This is a genomic window from Hymenobacter psoromatis (assembly GCA_001596155.1).
In the GTDB taxonomy this organism is placed as follows: domain Bacteria; phylum Bacteroidota; class Bacteroidia; order Cytophagales; family Hymenobacteraceae; genus Hymenobacter.
In genome coordinates this window covers 3,352,811-3,371,978 of the sequence record CP014771.1, presented here as the reverse complement: position 1 = coordinate 3,371,978, position 19,168 = coordinate 3,352,811, and the positions used below count along the sequence as shown (strand labels likewise).

The following is a 19,168-nucleotide window of genomic DNA, read 5'->3' as shown; positions in this document are numbered from 1 at the left end:
TCGAAGCATCTCTACCGCGTAACTAACTCTTACCGTTGAGATTACTTTCGCGGTAGAAATGCTTCCTTCGTCAGCATGACGTTCTTTAACATAAGTTAATTAGCAACGGGTACTTACATAAAAAAAGATTATATTTGACGAATCAGTAATGTAAAGAGGCCACGCTAGTGATGCCAACAACCAATTGATACGGAGTCTGCTGAGCGTAGCAAATAGTGGTGAATTTTGTCATTTGCCATTATTCCCTTTTCTACAAACCCATCTTCTTAATATTGCAGCATGACTAAATTTTCCAAGTTCAAACAGCCCAACTTTAAAGCCTTTTCAGCATTAGTACTTGTGTTGCTCACCCTGTACGGCTGCTCAGATAAGCTTAAAGGAATAACACAAGGGCCATCACTAAAGGAGCAACAGCTTGAGGTAGATGCGCTTAACGCATGATGCGGTAGCTTAGACTTTGTAAAAAACGCAAATAATCAAAGTAGCAGTCTGGTGGCAGGTGCAAGCCAGTCAATCCATTTACTTAAGCTGGACTGGGCCAAAGCTATCAAACGTGAAAGACCAAACGGGTTAGGAGAGACATGGCTTGTGCCTGTTAAAAAAACTGGCACAACGCAGGCTTCTAACGGAATTGAAATTGGTGAACGGTTCGTGCTTTTTTATAAAAACACTGCTATAAGCGCGCAAATAGTAGAAGTCATTACCAAGCCTTCTTCTACTATAGCAGCACAGGTAGCGGCTCTGTCGGAAGATATTTTAACTGCTACTCCTCAGACCAATGCCTCTTTCGAAGGTGTAGTTATTATCTATAATCTTCAGTACAAGTATTTATACGGGATGAAATACATTCCGGGGCAGCCAACACTCACCGGTGTCCGCATAAAAAGGGTTACGGCAAATGTCACCTCTACCGCAAATCCAAAAGCTCCTCAAGCATTAGATGTGCAGCTACCCGATGGGGATGGTAATTGTGGTTCTGGCTGCTCTATGTTTCAGGTATCTACTACTCTTTCTAGTAACACTTATTGTGACTGTCCGGAACCATCAGATGGTGGCGGAAGTGGTAGCGACAGTGGCGGTTACAGTGGTGGGTATGGAGATGGTAGCGGTTACGGAGGAGGTAGCGGGCACGGAGGTGGAGATGGTAGTGGGTACGGAGGCGGTGGTACAGGAGGTCCTGCTGGCCCAGATACAGCAGGGCCTCCTGTCCCTGACCCAGGATGGGGTGGTACTCCCGCTCCAATAGCTAGTGCTGTCGGAGATTTTGTTATGAGCACCCAGGACCAAACCGATTTCCCCCGCCTTACTTCCTTAGTGCAAAATATTCCAATGTGGGTCAACAGCACTCCAGCAATGATGTCATTACTGTTCAAATACACTGGCCTGACTGAGCAACAGATTACAGATAAGCTTGCGTTCGGAAATGGTCCTTTAATCGTTATCAAGAATCTTGATAAAGGCTATGGCTCGTTTAATCACATACAGCCTAATATTGTTAATATTGATTTTCAAATAGCTGTTCAGTATGAAAACGCGCCGATATATAATACGTCGGCTAATCAAAGTCTAAATCTGTTATTGGCTGTTACAGCGCTACATGAATTTATTCATTACGCAGATTTTCAAACAGGTACTCACTTTACCCGAGTTATTGATATAGGTTTTGCTTGGGAAAAAGCTCAATTTGGTGTGGAGGTTGATATTAATAATTCATATTATGTTTATTTAGGTTTATTAAATCCATAGAATGACACTTCTAACTCTAATTTTTGCTATTTCACTTCAGGTCCTTACTAAGAACCCTGAGCCAAAATCTGATATACAGTCAATACTGAGTCATGTTTTCACTTACAAGTACATGTCTTATTATCTTGACCGTCCACCAGCTAATGAAATGCCGTTTCTTTTTAGATTCGAGAAATCCCCTGATTATAATGGGGCCACTTTGTTAAAATCAGTATTCGATATTCCATATCGCCAAGGGCAATTGGTAAGGTATGATGCTAAGCCAGGAAATGATAAGAATAGAGTTGTTATAATAGTGGAGGCTATTAAGGTCGAAAAAAATGTTGCGACCGTCAAATTATGGATTCCTTATAATGGGGTTATTGGCAATTTTTTCCTGCGCAAGTCAAAAAAGTCTTGGGTCGTATCGAACGCTGTAGTTGAGCAGATATAAAATACTAGCTAACCCACGTTACGGCGTAGCTAACAACCAGCTTGGTCAAGAGTGTGAACGAAAATAAATAAAGCAATTTTCAAGGCGAAGCCAGCGGCAGTGATTGCGTGAATTTACGGTAAACCGACTGAAAGTTGTTTCAATTTCCTTTCTAAAGTGCTGAATCAGAAATTTTTGCGCCGCTGAGTGAGGCAGCTTAGGTTGACTAGTGCTGTCGGAGGTTTTGTTATGAGCACCCAAGACCAAACCGATTTCCCCCGCCTTACTTCCTTAGTGCAAAATATTCCAATGTGGGTCAACAGCACTCCAGCAATGATGTCATTACTGGTCAAATACACTGGCCTGACTGAGCAACAGATTACAGATAAGCTCGCATTTGGAAGTGGGCCTTTAATCGTTATCAAGAATCTTGATAAAGGATATGGCTTGTTTAATCCCACCCAGCCTAATATTGTTAATATTGATTTAGCAAATGCTCTTGAGTTCGAAACAACTCCGGTATATAACACGTCGGCCTACGAAAGTCTAAATCTTCTTTTAGCTGTGACAGTTCTACATGAGTTTGTCCACTATGCAGATTTTCAAACTATCACCTATTTTGGCAAAGGCTTAGAAATGGGTTTTTCATGGGAAAAAGCTCAGTTTGGTGTAGTAGTTGACCCAAACAACTCATATTATGTTTATTTAGGCCTACTACATCCTTAGCTATGATATTCCTAACTTGGATGCTTACGCTTTTATTTCAAAGCGCTATCGTAAAGCCCGACCTTGCTTCTGAATTAAAGGTAATACTAACAAAATGTATTGAATATAAGTATATGTCTTATTATTTAGAAATTCCTCAAGCCAAGACAATGCCTCTGTCTTTTAGGTTTGATAAGTCACCCATCTATAATGGATGCGTTTTACCAAAACCTGTTTTTAATATTCCATATCGGCAAGGACGACCAGTAAGATATGACACCAAGTTAAGTGATAAAGAAAACAGAATTGTTATAATAGTCGAAGCTATTAAAGTTACAAATAGCTCTGCGACGGTAAAATTTTGGGTTCCTGTTAATGGAGTTATTGGTAATTTTTCTCTTCGCAAATCAGGAAACTCTTGGGTTATATTGAAAGCGGAAGTTGGACAAACTTAAAACCGTGGCAAATTCTATTTGCCAAAGCAAAATGCGATAACCTATTATCTAGTATTTTTTGCTTTAACAGATAAGACTTACTACTCATTATCCATTTTATAAACCGAGTGCTTTAAAACAGGCGCAACAGGCGCGCAACTTCTTGGGCATCAGCTAGGGCTTGGTGGGCTACGTAGGATTCAGTATCGTCGGCGCGGGTGTGGCAGATGAGCATAGTAGGCAAGCGACTGCCTTTGCGTCAGTTGAGGTAGAAGGCAAACGGTGCCAGCGTGGCAGCTCCTCAAAAAAGCAGCACTACTTTTCCCTGGGTTTGGCGCGCTTCCAGGTCACGCTGCGCGGCTTGAACTTCGGCGATGGGGTAGGTCTGGACGGGCAGTTGCAGCTTACCGGCCCGGAAGTAGCCCAGCAGCTCCCCGATGTAGCCGCTGATTTTGGCCATTTCGCCGAAGAGCGTGTAGCCCCGCACCGCCTGCATTTGCCCGTTTACTTGGACTCGATTCGTCCCAGTGGCTGGGGGCTCTCCCGCAACGCGGTCCGGGCGGCCTCCCAGGCCGGGTCTTCGGGGTAGAGGGCGCTGCGCAGGTAGGCCCAGGTGAGCTGCTGGACCACGGCGACGCGCGCCGGGTTCTCGTCCGTGGTTTCCGTCACCCCGTACCCGGAAATGCCGCCCAGCAGGTGTTCGCCTCCAAACAAGGTCAGCAGCCACCGGCCGCCGGGGCTCAGGGTGTACGCATCGGTGAACCAGTCGGGTCCGCGGGAGCTGAGCAGTGATTGGTCCTGGTCGCCCGCCACCACCAGGGTCGGGGTGGTCAGCTCAGCAAAGCTGGGGTGCATGAACAAAAAGTGCGCGGCGGCGAACGGGCTTAGTTCTGGGCCGCCCCGGCCGGCGGCGCTCAGCAGCACGCCCGCCTTGATGCGGGGGTCGGCCATATCCTCGCCCAGGCTGCCATCCGGTGCCAGCACGCGGGCCCCCAGGAGCATCCCGGCCGTCTGGCCCCCATACGAATGCCCAACCGCGGCAATGCGGCGGCGGTCGAGGCGGCCCGCCAGCCCCGGCACGGCGGCTTCGAGTACGTCCAGCTGGTCGAGGATGCGCTTCATGTCGGCCACGCGAAACCGCCAAATATCCGGGGTCCGGGGGTCGTCCGGGGGCAGGCCCAGCGTTCGGGAATCGAGAAAGGTGGGCTGGATGACCACGAAGCCGCGCGCTGCCCAGTACTGCACGAGCGGGGCGTAGCTGTTGAGGGAAGCGCCGAAGCCGTGCGCGAAGACGATAATCGGGAGCTGCTCGCCGGTGGCGGGCGCGGAAACCCGCACCTGCAACGCCGTGCCCCGGTCCGGGGCCGCGAGCCCAATCGGGCTGACCGAGACGACGGGCGAAAAAATTGGTTCAGACACGACGGGGTCCATGAAGGAAGCAGAAAAAGTGGGGAGTCGCCCCTATCGCCGGGCAGGGCAGCCGCCGCGTCGGGCTAAATTCAGCGTAAGCGGCAGTCTACCAGGGGATTTCGCCCGTTACGGGGTTGTATTCTTCACTAAAAAACCTGGCGGTTGGGCCATCGGGACCAATCAGGGCGTATTTAGCTATCCGGGCCCCGGCCTCTTCCACGGTGCCGGTGCCGCGGTGGTGGTTGAAATCAGTGGCAACAAAGCCCGGGTCCACGGCATTTACTTTGAACGGCGTGTCGCGCAGCTCGTAGGCCAAATCGATGGTGTACATGTTGAGGGCCGATTTGGAGGGGTGGTACACGGCTCCTTTGTGCGCGTAATACTTGTAGCTGGGGTCGCTGTGCAGGGTAAGCGAGGCCTGACTGGAACTGACGTTCACGATTCTCGGCTCCGGTGACTGCCGCAATAGGTCGATGAAGGCTTGCGTGACGGCAATCACGCCGAAGTAGTTGGTGTCGAACACCCGCTTGAAGGCGCTGAGGTCCGCTTCGAGCGCCGACTGCGGCATCCCGCCGTTGATGCCGGCGTTGTTGATGAGCACATCGAGCACGTGGGTCTGCCGGCCGACTGCTTCGCGGGCGGCTTTTACCGAGGCCAGGTCCGTCACGTCGAGCTGGACCGGCTCGACCTGGGTGAGGCCTTCGGCGTGCAGCTGGGCCACCGCCCGCTGGCCGTTGGCCAGGTCGCGGCTGCCGAGGTACACGTAATAACCGGCCCGCAGGAGCTGCCGGGCGGTTTCCAAGCCAATGCTTTTGTTGGCACCGGTTATCAGGGCTTTTTTCATGGGTAGTGCGGTTGGTTTACCCCGCAAAGGTCCGCCGCCGGGAAATCCCGCCCGTTGTCATTTGGTAAAAAGCGCGTCAGCGGCCCTTTTTGTGGAGTAATGAGACTAAAGCGCTTATTTACTTGCTACTAGGCCCTGTGGAGCAGGGCTTTCCTGCAACGCGGCACACGCTACAGGCCAGGCGGAGTCTTCGGGGTAGAGGGCGGTGCGCAGGTAGGCCCAGGTGAGCTGCTGCACCAGGGCGACGCGCGCGGGGTTCTCATCGGTTGTTTCGCCCGCGTCGTAGCCCGAAATGCCGCCGAGCATGTGTTCTCCCCCGAAGATGGTGAGCAAGGACTTGGGACCAGGGCTCAAGAAATAGGCTTCGGACCGCCAGTCGTCCCGCTCAGAGAAAGTGGGATTTTTGTCTTTATCGCCGGCCACCACCAGCGTTGGCGTTTTCATCTCCGTAAAATCGGTGCCTTTGAAAAACGGGTACAGCTGCGCCACCTTTGGGGCCAGCCCCTCACTGCCGCCCGGCGCGCCCAGCAGCACGGCCGCCTTAATCCGGGGCTCATACATATTTATTTCCTTGCTATTATTGGGGTCCATCACCCGCATCCCGGCGAGCATGCCAACCGTATGGCCGCCCAAGGAGTGCCCCACGGCGGCAATCCGGCTGCGGTCCAGGCGGCCCTGGAGCATCGGCACGGCCGCCTCGATAAGGTCTAGCCCGTCCAGAATGCGCTTCATGTCTTCGGCGCGGGAGCGCCAGAACAACGGGGCCTCGGGGCTTTTGGCATCCACGACGCCCGCTAGCGACTTGGACGACAGGTGGGTGGGCTGGATGACGACGAAGCCGTGGGCCGCGTAAAAATTGGCCAGCGGGGCATACCCATTCAACGAAGAAAGATGGTTGGAGCCGCCGTGGCCGTGCGACAGCAGAATAATTGGTAATTCGCCACCCGTCAGGGGGGCCGAAATTCGCATTTGCAGGTCCACGATGCGGCCCGGAGCCGGCAACACGACCGGACTAATGGAAAGGACCGGCGTTGGCGCGGTGGCCACAAAAGCAGATTCAGCGTGAAATGCCACGAGGATAAGGGGTTATGAAATGGTGAAGTTAATTACTGCTGTTACGCGGTAGGGCGGCTGGCGCGGGGTTGATTACCACGGGAGCGTTCCGAGCGTGGCGTGGGTGAAAGTACCGGTGGGGCCATCTGGGCCGAGCAGGGCCATGCGGACTGCCTCGGCCGCGCCTTGCTCCACGGTCTCCGTGCCCTCGTAGCCGTTGAGCGCCGTTTTGGTGAAACCGGGCGAAACGGCATTGACCTTAATAGTAGTTGATTCCAGCTCGATGGCCATAGCGAGCGTCATGGCGTTGAGCGCGGTCTTGGACGCCGGGTAGACGGGGCCAAAAAACCCGCGGTAGGGAAAGGCCGGGTCCGCGTTGCTCGCCAGCGACCCGGCCCCGCTCGACACGTTGACGATGCGACCGGCCGGGGCCTCGCGCAGCAGCGGCAGCATCGCCTGGTACACGGCCAGGACGCCAAACACGTTGGTTTCCCACACGGCGCGCACCTCCTCCAGAGAGGCGTTGCTTGGGAGGCTTATCTGGGCGTATTCCTGAAGGGACAGGTCCCCCTTTCTGGTATTGGAGATGGCGGCGTTCTGGACGAGCACGTCGAGGCGGCCTAGCTCCCGGCGGATGCGGGCGGCGGCGGCGGCAATGGATGCCCCGTCCGTCACGTCGAGCTGGAGCGCGATGGCCGCTGCCCCAATCTCCTGGGCCGCCGCTTCGCCGCGCTCGAAATTGCGCGACCCCACCAGCACCGTGAAGCCGTGGCCCACGAGTTCTTTGGCGATTTGCAAGCCAATGCCTTGATTAGCCCCGGTAACCAGCGCGACGGGCTTGTTGGAGCGGGTTATTTCCGGCGAGCCGCTCGCAAGGCCGGGTAGCGGCGCAGGGCCAGCCCCGGAAGTTTCATTTTGTGCCATGAGCGCAAGGGTTTTTTTGGGTTAATTTACTCCCCAAAGGTCCCCCGCCTAAAAAGGCCAGCGGTTGCCATTTGGCAAAAAGCGCGTCAGCGGATATTCTTACGGATGCGGCTCAGCGAGGACTGCGTGATGCCCAGAAACGAGGCCAGGTGCGACAGGGGAATCCGGTTGGCCAGCCGCGGGTAGTTCTCGATAAACTCCAGGTAGCGGGTGGTGGCGTCCTGGGCCACCATCGGGCTGATGCGCGCCAGCTTTTCGCGCAGGTGCTGGGCCGTTATCCGGTTCATGCTGTCGTTCCAGCCCACTATCGTGTGGGCCAGCTCGTCCCAATCGCGCTTGGCAAACACGAGGAGCCGGCAATCAGTCGCGGCCTGCAGGTATTCGGCAGAAACTAGCCCGTATTCCAGCCCGCGCAGGTCGGTAGCCAGGCGGTGTTCCTCGATAAAATTGCGGGTGATTTCGTGGCCCTTGTTGTCGTAGTAGCAGATGCGGATAACCCCTTCCAGCACGAATGCTACTTGCCGGGCCACCTGCCCGGCCTCCAGCAAATAGCCATCTTTGGGCAGCGCCAGGGTAGTGGCTTTGCTGGCAATCAGGTCCTGCTGCCGCTGGTTCAGCGACCCGAATTGTAAGAGGTAGGCAAGAAACTCATCCATTGCGGCAAGTTACGGGGGGTAGGGCGGGGCGCTAGTTGCCATTTGGCAAATAAAGGCAGCCCAGCTATTCCGCGCAGCGGCTCAGGCGGGGCGCATCGCCGCGCCCTACCCCCCTGGTAAATGTTAAATGCTAATTGACTTATAAACCGGGTGCTCATAAAACGGGCGTAGCAGGCGCACGACTTCCAGGGCATCGGCCAGGGCCTGGTGGGCCACGTGGGGCTCGGCGTCGCCGGCGCGGGCCTGGCAGATGAGCATGGTGGGCAAGCGGCTGTCCTTGTGCCAGTTGAGGTAGAAGGCGGCCGGGTCCAGCGTCGCCGGCTCGGCCTTGACGAGCGTGCCCCAGCCGGGCAGTTCCCGCAGGAAGAGCAAGTCGAAGGTGGCCACGTTCTTGCCGGCCAGCGTGATGGGCACGCGGTCTTTTTTATCGAGCCGAAAGCCATTGGCCAGCAAAAATTCACGCAGCTGCGGCAGCACCTCCTCGGGCCGGCAGATGTCGGGCGCGTCGGCGTTGGTTTTGTCGGCCAGCTCGCGCAGCAGGCCCGCGTTGAGGGCCAGCGCCCCGGCCGTGCCGCAGATTTCGGGGTGGCGCAGCGCCCGCCGAAAGGCCGGTAGCTCGGCCAGCGGGGTAGTGGCGGCGCGGCGGGTATCTTCTACCACGGCGGCCAGCTCCAGCACCTGGTGCCGCAGCGGGTCAGGGCCGCTCATTTCGAGGTCAAGGGAAACGTAGCGCATTCAGTAAGAGGATGAGTGGTGAGCTGGTATTACATACGCAATTGCCTCTTTTCTCACTCACCATTTCACTACTCATCCTCTCACCTCATTCCCAGCGCAAATCCAGCAGCCGCAGCTGCAAGCTGCGCTGGCCTCGGAACTCGTTCATTTCGAGTACGTAGCACGCGCTCAGGGCGGCGTCGGGCGCTTCGAGCAGGCGCGGCAAATAGTGTCCCAGCCCAAAGCCGATGCCTTCGAGCACCAGGCCCGGCGACTGCGCGGGCTGCATCAGCCTGATTTTGAGGTGGCCGGCCTGGCCCACGGGCCGCACCGAGCCGGGCACCGCGCGCAGGCCCCGGCTGGCAAAAACCGGTGCCGGGTTGCCCGGCCCATACGGCTCCAGCAGCACCAAATGGCCCAAAAACTCCTCGGTTAGCTGCGTGAAGTCGAGCACCGCGTCGATGTCCACCGGGCGCACTGGGTGCTGGCCGGCGGGCAGGCGGGCCGCCACCTCGCGCATAAACTGCTCGCGGAAAGCCGGCACGTTTTCGATGGGTAGGGCCAGCCCCGCTGCCGCCTTGTGGCCGCCAAACTGGCGCAGCAGCGGCGCACAGGCCTCCAATACTTCGTGCACATCGAAGCCCGCCACCGAGCGCGCCGAGCCCGTGGCCAGGCCATCGCGCTCGGTGAGGATGACGGTGGGGCGGTAGTATTGGTCGAGGCAGCGCGAGGCCACGATACCCAGCACGCCCTGCGGCCAGTGCGCCTGGTAGAGCACGGTGGCCGGCAACGTGGCACCCTCGGGGTCTTCGGCAATGAGCGCCAGCGCCTCCTGGGTGGTGCGCGCGTCGGAGAGGCGGCGCTCCTGGTTCATGTGGTCCACCACCTCGGCGGTGTAGCGGGCTTCCTGCTGAGTGGCGGCCAGCAGCATATTCACGGCGCGGTGGGCGTCGCCCATGCGGCCGGCCGCGTTGATGCGCGGCGCAAAACCAAACACTAATGAGCTGAGCGTGAGCGGCCCCTGACGGGGGGTAGCAAGCTCGTGCAGCGCCGCCAGGCCGGGACGCAGGCCATCGGCAGGCGTGGGGGGTAGGGGCGCGGGGCCATCAAGCGTATCGGCTGAGGCCAGGGCCGAAGGCAGGGGCACGGCAAAGGCCGCCGCCTGCGTCACGTTGAAGCGGCGCAGGCCGTGGGCGGCCAGAATGCGGTTTTCGCCGGTCACGGGCACCACGTCGGCCGCGATGCTCACCGTCACGAGGTCGAGCTGCGCGTAGAGCGGGGCCAGGGGCAGGTTAAGCTGCTCCGTAAGGGCTTGCAAAAGCTTGAAGCCGACGCCGCAGCCCGACAAGTCGGGGTAGGGATACGTACAATCCAGGCGCTTGGGGTCGAGCACGGCCACGGCCGGCGGCAGCACTTCGCCGGGCAGGTGGTGGTCGCATATCACGAAGTCCACTCCCTGCGTGTTGGCATACGCTACCTGCTCCACGGCCTTCACGCCGCAGTCGAGGGCGATAATCAGGCTGAGGCCGTTTTCCTTGGCAAAGTCCACGGCCTGCATCGAGATGCCGTAGCCCTCGCGTTGGCGGTCGGGGATGTAGGGCTGGAAGCGGCTTGCTTCGTCAACAGTATCGGCGCTTTCAATTAAAGAACGCAAAAAGCTGACTACCAGCGCTACCGACGTAATACCGTCCACGTCATAGTCGCCCAGCACCAGGATGCGCTCGCCCCCGTCGAGGGCCTTGCGCACGCGGGCCACGGCCCGGTCCATGTCGCACATCAGCCAGGGCGAAGCCAGCTTGGCCAGGTCGGGCTCAAAAAAATCGTGGGCGGCGGCGGGCGTGTCGATGCCGCGCTGCACCAGCAGCTGGGCTAGCAAGGGGCTGATACCCAGCGCCTGCACCAGGCCGGCCACCGTCGCGGGGTCGGGTTCGGGCGCAATAATCCAGCGCTTGAGAGGTATAACAGCCATTAATAGTTAGAACATGAATAGCCCCAAAAGTACACAAAAATTAACGGGCGTACCTTCGTCTGGCCTCCTCCCTACCCCCATGCGCCGTCTTCAAGAGTTTTACCAGCGCTACCGCCAGTACATTCTGTCCGATGGCCTGATGTACGTGGTGTTCATCCTGGCCCTGGCTCTGATGTTTATCTTCTTTCGGTAAGTTAGAGGAGCAGGCAGGCATAGCTGCGTAACATAACAAGCGTTACCGGACACTTCTTGAACTAATGACGCTTTTACGCGCTCCCCTCGCCGCTATTCGCCTTGCTGATGCCCACTATCGCCCCGCTTTGTTGCTTCCTACCTGCCTCCTTCTTCTGGGTGATACTGCTGGGTAGTTCTACCAGTATTACCTCGGTTTCCACTCGCCACAATCCCGCCTTACCCGCTACCCAGCTAGCCGGTAGCCGGTCGCTACCGCCTGATTCTGTCCAAGCTCGTCCGCTACGCCAGGGCGTGGCGCGGCGCAAGCCCGGCGAGGCAGCGGAAGCCTTTTTACAGCGGCTGTTTCCTGTTGCCCTTCAGTATCCGGATGCTCAGCCTAAACCCATTGAGTATGCGTGGCGACCCAGCGCCTTCGGCAAACAGCTCATTTTTAGCGCGAACGGATACGCGTCCATTTCCTATCTGGATGTGTTTGTGCTGGACCCCTACCAAGCCGATACGTATGCGATAAAGCGGTTCGAAGTGCCAGCAATTGGTTCACAGATACCTAGTATAGTGGCCATCTTCTTTGCCGATGCCAACCACGACGGGCGGAAAGACCTGCTGGTGCTCGCCTACTCGCTGCCTTACGCGCCCGACTCCCCGGACGGAGAAGCAGGCCGCTACTACACGACTGTTTTCGGCTACGTGCCGCCCCTGGCCGGGCAACGCCCCCGCTACGTGAGCTATCCCCGTCGCCCAGACCTCGATGACCTGGAAACGGCCGCCCAGGTGCGCCAGTTTCTCGCCTTCCAAGCGAAACAGCATGCGCGCAAAGCGCGCACGCCTAAATAAAGGCTATAGAGGTAGGGTATATCGCCTGCTAGTACCGATACCTATCACCTATGAAGTAGGAAAAGAGCTTTGTCACGTTTCTTAAACGAACGGTTAGAAAAGGTGACAAGCGGCCGCTAAAACGGATTCTTAGGCTGAGTGGCCCTACCCCCCTCCTACTGCACGGCGTCGCCGCGCAGCCGCCGGAAGCGCTTGCGGGCTTCGGCCACGTAGATGCTGCCGGGGTACTTGGTCAGCACTTCCTGGTACAGCGCCTGGGCTTTGGCTTTATCCTTGAGGTTTTCGTCCTGAATCTCAGCGGTTAAGAAAAGCGCATCGTCGCTCAGCACGTCGTATTTGGGGTTGCCGGTAATCAGGCCCAGGGTGCCCACGGCGGCGGCGTAGTCGCCGGTACGGCGTTGCAGCTTGGCCTTTAGGAACAGCGCATCATCGGTGAGGGCGTGGCCGGGGTACTTGCGCAGCAGCGCGTCGAGGCCCGCCTCGGCCTGCGGAATCTTATTCTGAAACGCCAGCTCCTCCACGGCGGCGTAGTCTTTCAGGGCCAGGCCCAGGGTATCTTCCACCGTATTTTCCTGGATGAGCAGCGAGAGCTGCATGGCATCGTTGGCAATTTCGCGGGTGGTAGCTTCTTTGAGAATATCTAAGTGGCTCTGGGCCAGCTTAAAGTCGCCGGCAAAGTAGCTGAGGCGGGCGTTGCGCAGCTTGGCCTCGTAGCCCAGCGTGGCCTCGGGGTGCGCCTTCTCCACCTGCGAGTACAGGAGGGTGGCCTCCCAGGGCTCGCCCTTTAGCAAGTAAAGGTCACCGAGGGTGGTTTTGGCCTCGTCCACCACGTCGGCTTCGGCGCGGGGCATAGTAATTATTTGCTGCAACAGGCTCATGGCCTTGGCTTTATTGTCCAGCTGAAAGGCGTAGAGCGTGGCCAGGTCGCGCATGACGGGGGCGGCGTCGGGACTCGGGCCTAGCTCGGCGATGAGCTTTTCGTAGTCGGCGGCCAGGGCCTGCACCTGGGCCGGGTCCACGGGGTAGGTGTCGCGCACCTGGGCCTCGCGGGCTTCCAGCAGCAGCTGGCGGGCCAGCCCGTAGTTGGGGCCGGTGTGGTACTCGCGCACCACGTAGTCGCAGGCCGCGATGGCAGTGGCGTAGTCGCGGTTGCGCTGCGCGATGCCGGCCAGCAGCAGCACGCGGCTGCCCTGGGCGTTGGCGCGGCGGTCGAGGGCGCGGGCCTGCACCAGCGCGCCCGCAAAGTCGTGGCGCTGCACCTGCAGCCACAGCAGCAGCTCGGCGTAGGCCTGCTGGTCAGGCTGGTTTTGCACCTTGGTCAGCAGAATTTTCTCCAGCGCGTCGAAGTCTTTTTCCTCACGTAACGCGTTTTGCAGCATGTTGCGCACGAAGGGTAGCTGCTGCGGGTCGCGCTCCACGAGATGCAGCGTTTCAGTCAGCAGCTTGTCCTGCTCCTGCGTTTGGGTATAAAGCTGAATGAGTTCCGGGGCGTATTCGGTGTTGTTTTTGGCCAGCTCGCGGCCGCGCAGGTACGTGCGCTCGACCCACACCGGCAGCTCGCGCCGGCCAAATTCGGCCGCTACCCCCCCTATTTGTGCCGAAGTCAACTGACTGATAACGCGCTGGTACTGCTTGTCGGCGGCCGCCGGGTCGCCGGCCGCCGCGTAGAGCGCGCCCAGCAGCACGCCGTAGCCGCCCTCCTCGGGGTGCTGCTTGAGGGCTCGTTTCACCAGCTTCTCGGCGTCTTTGTAGCGCTTGAGGGCTTGCAGCGCGGCCACGTAGTCGGGCAGCACCGCAGCGCTGGTCTGCTCCTCGCTCGTCAGCTTTCCGAAGAGAAAGGCAGCTTTTTCGTACTCGCCCCGACGGGCGTATTCGCGGGCCAGCGTGGGCCCGTCGATGGGCGCCCAATTGCCGGCCCGCGGCGGGCCACCCTGGCCGGGCATAGTCTGGGCGTGCAGCGGGGCAGCCAGGGCCAGCCAGCCAACGGGCAGGAAGAGAAGAGCGACACGCATATTTTTCACAACTGATACGCACTAGTATTCTGCGCTAACGCCATTTTGCGCTCACTTTGTTCAGGCTCATCTGGCCAAGCACCCGCCAGGTGGTGCAGTGAGCTTCCCAATTTCAGCGCTTAGCAACCAGCAGTATCGCTACCATGAGCGCCGAACTAATCAGCTGCGTTTTCATGCTGCTCAGTGGGCGCTGCCGCACATAGCTGCCAAAGAGGGTGGTGCCCCCTACCCCTAGCACCAAGGCTAAGGCGTACATCAGCAGCTTGGTTTCGGCGGGCCACGCGCTGGATTTTTTGAAGACTATGCTCAGCGCGATGCCAGCTGCTATGAGCAGCAGGGCCGGCAAGCCGCGCCGAACAAATGAGATAGAAAAGCCAGGCTGCATACAGATAAAATGGGTGGTTAAAATGCGCTTAGAGTGCTTATTCGATTGATATGGCGCATAAACATAGTAGATAAACGGAGGTGAGGCGGGCCACCCGCAGCCTGCAACGGCGGCAAGGTAGCAACCTGTTTACCCAGCCGACGCGGCAATTCCCTGCTCCTGCAAGTACTGCCCGATGTTGAACTGCTGCCCGTCGAGCAGCTCCAGGTCGCGGTGCCAGTCCATCGTGAGCCAGGCATCGGCTCCGCGCTCGGCCAGCAGCACCTGCCGCGAATCGGTGAAGACCCAGATAACGCGCTCGGTGCCAAAATCCAGCAGCTTGCGAACCTTGCGGTTCACGTAGTTGCTGTCGGCCGGGTCCTGCATATCGATGCGCACGTCGATTTCGACCACCACTTTAGCCGGCACCGTCACGTAGCGGGTGTTTATCTGCTCGGGCGGCAGGGCGGCTTTTTCGTAGATAGCCACGTCGTGCGATAACTTATCGCGGTGGTCGAGGTGCACGCCGGCTTCATTGGTAGCAAACCAGTACTTTTTGCGGTCGAGATTCAGAATCATAAATTCCATAAAATACCCAACCAACACCCACTGCAACGAGCTTGAACCCATAATTTCCTCAGCCGTTTTACGGCCGGCCAGCACGGCTTGGTAACCTGCGTAGTAAAGGGGTCGCCCATCGAGCATTTCGCGCACCAGGCGCTCGCGCAACAGGGCGCGGCGGGCGGCGGTGGCAGCGGCGCGGCGCGGCGGGCGCACGGTGGGTTCAAGAGTGGGCATAAGCGCTGGTTTTTAAGTTGTCTAAGATACGCGGCCGGCTCAGAAGTAGTGCCCTGCCGGCGGCGAGGGCGGGCACAAGCCAGACAATCCGCTTGGTTGCCCTCCCGGCAACAGTTCCCTACCCCCCACAAAAAACCCAGTCGGCTAAGCAGCCGACCGGGTTTTTCAAAAGCTAACAACTCCTAAAAACTCCTATTCTACTACCACGCGCCGGGTGTAGCGCTGGCCATCGGCCGTTTCGCAGAGCACGGTGTAGAGGCCGGCCGCCAGCGGGGCGCTAAGGGTACGGTTAGTCGCGGCCCCCGAGCTTAGGGCTACCGTGGCCTGCCAGGTAGTGCGGCCTATGGCGTCGATGAGGCGCACCGAGGCTGCTCCCGCCACGCTGGGCAGCGATAAGGTGAGGCCTTGGCCGCCCGCCACGGGGCTGGGGTAAGCTTGCAGCAGCGGCGAATCGACCTGGGCGCGGGTGGCCAGCAGCGTATTGTTGTCTATTCGCACGTTGCTCAGGTAGAGGTTGTTGCCATACCGGTTGTAGGCTACGAAGCGCAGGTACACTTGCTGGCCCGCGTAGGCGCTCAGGTCCACGTTTTCCTGCCGCCACTGGCTGGGCGAGGAAGGCGTGAAGATGGTGCTGGCACGGGGCAGCGTGGTGCCCAGACCGTTTTTAGCCGACTTCAGGTACACCTGGCCCAGCCGGGTGTTGGAGCAGGCCGTGTACACGAGCACCGCCAATGAGTCGTTGTCCGAGCCCAGCAGGTCGATGGGTGCGTAGGCTACGTCAAACCGCAGCGTGGCCTGGGGCTGCCCGGCGGCCAGGTTAAAGGCGGGCGATTGCAGGGAGTCGCGCTGCCCCACGGCGGCGTAGGGAGCGAAAGGCATTACCACGGCCGTGCCGCGGGTGCCATCCTTGAGGAGCGTGTTGGCGGCCGTCGTCCAGGTCAGGCCGCCATCGGGGTTGAGTACGCCCCAGGCGGCCGGAATGCCCGAAGCAAACGATTCGGCGTAGGGAATGGCCAGGGCCGCGCCCTGTACTATCACGGTGAAGGTCTTGGCCGTGCTGGCACCGTTGCTGTTGCTGGCTACCAGGCTCACCACGTAGGTGCCCGCCGCGGCAAAGGTCACGGTCGGGTTGGCGTCGGTGCTGGTCGCCGGCGTGCCGCCGGGGAAGGTCCAGGCGTAGGTGCTGGCGCAGTTGGTCGAGCGGTTGGTGAACTTCACCTGGCCACCGGGGCAAATGGGCGCCTGGCGGGCCGTGAAGTTGGCCGTAGGCTTCACGTTGGAGATGGTGACCACGGCGGACAGCGTGCGGGTCGAGTTGCCGCTGGCGTTGGTCACGGTAAGGGTAGCGTCGTAGGTGCCAGCCGCGTTGTAGGTAACCACTGGGTTAGCCACGGTGCTGGTGGCCGGGGTGCCCCCCGGAAACGACCAGGCGTAGCTGGTGGGCGTAAACAGCGAGGCATCGGTGAACTGCACCGTGCTGCCGGGGCACAAGGCTACCGTAGTGGCCGAGGCGTTAAACTGCGCCACCGGCACCTGGGTCACGTTGGCACCGGTCACGAGCACGTCGTCGAAGGCCCGGCCGCCGCTGAAGGCGGGAATGGTCGTATCAACCTCCCCGGTATTGATGCTCTGGAACCGAATGCGCACGTTGGCGCCCAGCGTCAGCGAGTTGGCTGTCGCGAAGTCATTCAGGTTGACGCTCACCGTCTTGTACGTAGTGGCGGCGTTGGTACCCGTGATATCGGCCAGGCGAAACCAGTTGGTACCATCCACGCTCAGCGCCACGCCGTCGCTATTGGAATAGGCGCTGTTCGTGAACGTGGCGGGCATAACCTGGTCGGTTTCCCCGGCAAATTTCTTGTGCTTGAAGGTTAGCACCCAGCCGCCGGGGGTAGTAGTGCTCAGGTCGAGGCGCAGCGTGGCAATGTTGCGGCGGTTGGTAACGCCAACGGCCGCCAGAATACCGTCCATCACCAGGTGGCCCGGCGTGGAGGCGGGGCCGTAGTCGGAGCGCACCAGAATGCGGCCGTAGGAGCTGCCTTGCAGCTCCCAGGCCCGCGACAGGTTCTGGCTGTCAAACGTTTCGACAAACGGAGCCGCGGCCGCGATTTGGGGACCAAAAATGGCGTCGTAGGCATTAATCAAACCCGTCCCCGTGAGGGCGTCGGGGCCAGGCGCATTGATATCGAGAGCCGTGGCCATGAGCCGGGTAGTGACCTGGGCCGGGGTAAAGTTGGGGTTGGCCTGCAAGAGCAGGGCCGCTACGGCCGCCGCGTTGGGAGCCGCCGCCGAGGTGCCGAAGAACAAGAAGCCGTCCTTGGGGTCCTGGCCAGTATATTTCTGCCCGAAGAACGATGTGCTGCACCCGTCAATGGAGGCGAAGTCGGGCTTGGCGCGCACTACGGGCGCGGCCAGCGGGCTGCCGTCGGGGTTGAAGAGATACGTAACGTTGCCTTTAGAGGTATAAGGCTCGGCATTTAGACGAACGTAGGAGTACGCGGCGGCCACCGAGTTGACACTAGCGGCGGCGTGGTGGCCCGAGATGGTGCTGCTCCGGGTGAAGTAGTTCAGCCGAATCGTCCCGGTCGCCGTAGTGACATCCGTGAGGGCATCGCCATAGGAAATGTACTTCACCCGCGTCGGGTCGGCGGTGCCCTTGCGACGGCTGATTACCAGGTCGAATTCAGTATCCGTGTCGTTGTTATTCGTGTAGGATATGGCTTCAACCGGACTCTGGCTCAGGATGCTGTTGCTGGTGCCGCGGGCAATGGTGTCGCCTTTCATCACCGCGCCACCGGCGCGGGTCTTAACCAGGTACATATCCAGGTCCGTTTTCACGCCGTTGGTGGTATAAAACGGGTCGCTCCACTGCAAAAACAAGAACAGCCGCTTGGCTTTAGGAATGCTGAAGTGTTGGCGCGTGTCGCCTTTGGCATCGGGCGTAAAATCCAGGTCGGCGTTGCCGCTACCCCCCGCTACGGGCAAGAAGGGGTGATTGGCATACTCGCACGAGGCGTCGGCGTAGTTGCCGGCCGAGCTAAAAAACGCTACCCCCAGCCGCGAGCTAACCTCGTTCACGGCCTGCGCGATAACGCCTTCCTGAAACATGGGCTCGGCTAAGTAGCTGATGTCATCGACCAGAATCCGGCAGTTGCCCACCGTGGGGTCAGCCAGGCGCAGGGCCTGGTCGGCGAAGTCGGCCTCGCCCTGCTGCACCGCGCTAAATGCCTTGCCCGCTCCGGGCGCAATGTCGTGAATCAGCTCAATCATGGCGCGGCCCTCGTCGGTGCCCGCGCCGGGGGCCAGGTCTTGCAGCACCTGCACGTTGGCGGGCAGGTCGCCGGAAGCCACGCCCGCGGCGGCCCCGCCCAGCGAGTTATACGAGTCGCTCATCACGCCCACGCGCCAGCCGGTGCCGTCGTAGCCGGTGGGCTTGGCCGCCCGCACGCGGTTGGCCTGCAGGCCGTAGTCGGCCTGGCTCGAATAGCGACCGGTGCTGCCCACGGGCCGCCACACGGGCAACACGCCCAGCAGGCCCCGTGCACTCAGGCTTTCCACGCCCGCCGCGCCGGGAGCCAGCTGGCTCACCGGCAGCCGGCCCTCTATGAAATGCAGCTGCGGCCGGGCCGAAACCGTGACGAAGCCTCGCGCTTCCAGCAACGGCCGCAGGGCGGCCACGTCGCGGGCCGTCACGCGCACCAGCACCGAGGCCGGGCCCTGCTCACCGCTCAGCAGCAGCTGCGGAAAGGCTTCGCCTACGGCCGCCGTAGCTAGCGGCCCCGCGCTGCGGCCGGTCGGCCCTACCCCCCCCGCGTAGCTATAAAGCTGCTGAAGCTCGTGGCTGAGGTGCGAATTGGGATTAGTGGGCAGCTTGGCCGCCATTTCCACCGCCTGGCTGGCAGCCGCGGAGATGGCACTGGTCCGGTGTAAATCGGGACGTAGCAGCGGCCCCTCTTGCGCCAATAAGGGCACCGGAGCCAGACAAATCCCTAATAGAGTCAACAGGTGCTTCATAAAAAATGAATTAGGCGTGAAATTGTCTTGGCAATATATAACCTAAATCGCTATGCTACCGGAATGGCAGCCAGCTTTTGCGCA

General features: G+C 59.3%; 14 protein-coding genes. 2 read left to right on the top strand and 12 right to left on the bottom strand.

Annotated elements, in window-relative coordinates; translation table 11 throughout:
* The first annotated feature begins 955 nt into the window (after positions 1–955).
* Entirely contained in the window at positions 956–1,246 is a 291-nt protein-coding gene (locus tag A0257_14310; GenBank protein ID AMR28144.1) for a hypothetical protein, read from the top strand.
* A 2,352-nt stretch (positions 1,247–3,598) separates the two neighbouring features.
* On the opposite strand, the gene A0257_14305 is transcribed toward A0257_14310, so the two are convergent.
* The 8 genes from A0257_14305 to A0257_14270 all read right to left on the bottom strand — a co-directional run bounded on the left by A0257_14305 (position 3,599) and on the right by A0257_14270 (position 10,789).
* Entirely contained in the window at positions 3,599–3,793 is a 195-nt protein-coding gene (locus tag A0257_14305; protein AMR28143.1) for a hypothetical protein, read from the bottom strand.
* Between the two features lie 8 nt (positions 3,794–3,801).
* Positions 3,802–4,728 carry a chlorophyllase gene (locus A0257_14300; GenBank protein AMR28142.1) on the bottom strand — a complete coding sequence of 309 codons (927 nt, stop codon included), beginning with the start codon at positions 4,726–4,728 and terminating at the stop codon, positions 3,802–3,804.
* Positions 4,729–4,813: 85 nt separating this feature from the next.
* Complete coding sequence (locus A0257_14295; protein ID AMR28141.1) at positions 4,814–5,551, bottom strand: short-chain dehydrogenase; 738 nt, start codon at positions 5,549–5,551, stop codon at positions 4,814–4,816.
* Positions 5,552–5,665: 114 nt separating this feature from the next.
* A complete protein-coding gene (locus tag A0257_14290; GenBank protein AMR28140.1) occupies positions 5,666–6,625 on the bottom strand; it encodes a chlorophyllase in 960 nt (319 codons plus the stop codon).
* Between the two features lie 72 nt (positions 6,626–6,697).
* A complete protein-coding gene (locus A0257_14285; GenBank protein AMR29780.1) occupies positions 6,698–7,459 on the bottom strand; it encodes a dehydrogenase in 762 nt (253 codons plus the stop codon).
* 155 nt (positions 7,460–7,614) lie between these two features.
* The gene (locus A0257_14280) at positions 7,615–8,184 is read right to left on the bottom strand and encodes a cyclic nucleotide-binding protein (protein ID AMR28139.1); all 570 of its coding nucleotides are present in this window, start codon (positions 8,182–8,184) and stop codon (positions 7,615–7,617) included.
* Between the two features lie 123 nt (positions 8,185–8,307).
* Complete coding sequence (locus A0257_14275) at positions 8,308–8,919, bottom strand: hypothetical protein (GenBank protein AMR28138.1); 612 nt, start codon at positions 8,917–8,919, stop codon at positions 8,308–8,310.
* A gap of 85 nt (positions 8,920–9,004) precedes the next feature.
* Positions 9,005–10,789: a hypothetical protein gene (locus tag A0257_14270; GenBank protein ID AMR29779.1), complete on the bottom strand. Its 1,785-nt coding sequence runs from the start codon at positions 10,787–10,789 to the stop codon at positions 9,005–9,007.
* 564 nt (positions 10,790–11,353) lie between these two features.
* Here A0257_14270 and A0257_14265 point away from each other — a divergent pair.
* Entirely contained in the window at positions 11,354–11,896 is a 543-nt protein-coding gene (locus tag A0257_14265; protein AMR28137.1) for a hypothetical protein, read from the top strand.
* A gap of 155 nt (positions 11,897–12,051) precedes the next feature.
* On the opposite strand, the gene A0257_14260 is transcribed toward A0257_14265, so the two are convergent.
* From A0257_14260 to A0257_14245, 4 genes are all read right to left on the bottom strand, one after another.
* The gene (locus tag A0257_14260) at positions 12,052–13,917 is read right to left on the bottom strand and encodes a hypothetical protein (protein ID AMR28136.1); all 1,866 of its coding nucleotides are present in this window, start codon (positions 13,915–13,917) and stop codon (positions 12,052–12,054) included.
* A gap of 103 nt (positions 13,918–14,020) precedes the next feature.
* Positions 14,021–14,293, bottom strand: a complete 273-nt coding sequence (locus A0257_14255; protein AMR28135.1) for a hypothetical protein — start codon at positions 14,291–14,293, stop codon at positions 14,021–14,023.
* 129 nt (positions 14,294–14,422) lie between these two features.
* A complete protein-coding gene (locus tag A0257_14250; GenBank protein AMR28134.1) occupies positions 14,423–15,070 on the bottom strand; it encodes a hypothetical protein in 648 nt (215 codons plus the stop codon).
* Between the two features lie 192 nt (positions 15,071–15,262).
* Positions 15,263–19,033 (bottom strand): hypothetical protein, encoded by a 3,771-nt coding sequence (locus tag A0257_14245; GenBank protein AMR28133.1) that lies wholly within the window; start codon positions 19,031–19,033, stop codon positions 15,263–15,265.
* Positions 19,034–19,168: the final 135 nt, after the last annotated feature.

Excerpts from the sequence above, each read along its gene's own strand:
- A0257_14300 (AMR28142.1), bottom strand. The coding sequence starts at position 4,728 with ATGGACCCCGTCGTGTCTGAACCAATTTTTTCGCCCGTCGTCTCGGTC.
- A0257_14280 (AMR28139.1), bottom strand. The coding sequence starts at position 8,184 with ATGGATGAGTTTCTTGCCTACCTCTTACAATTCGGGTCGCTGAACCAG.
- A0257_14295 (AMR28141.1), bottom strand. The coding sequence starts at position 5,551 with ATGAAAAAAGCCCTGATAACCGGTGCCAACAAAAGCATTGGCTTGGAA.
- A0257_14305 (AMR28143.1), bottom strand. The coding sequence starts at position 3,793 with ATGCAGGCGGTGCGGGGCTACACGCTCTTCGGCGAAATGGCCAAAATC.
- A0257_14250 (AMR28134.1), bottom strand. The coding sequence starts at position 15,070 with ATGCCCACTCTTGAACCCACCGTGCGCCCGCCGCGCCGCGCCGCTGCC.
- A0257_14255 (AMR28135.1), bottom strand. The coding sequence starts at position 14,293 with ATGCAGCCTGGCTTTTCTATCTCATTTGTTCGGCGCGGCTTGCCGGCC.
- A0257_14275 (AMR28138.1), bottom strand. The coding sequence starts at position 8,919 with ATGCGCTACGTTTCCCTTGACCTCGAAATGAGCGGCCCTGACCCGCTG.
- A0257_14310 (AMR28144.1), top strand. The coding sequence starts at position 956 with ATGGGGATGGTAATTGTGGTTCTGGCTGCTCTATGTTTCAGGTATCTA.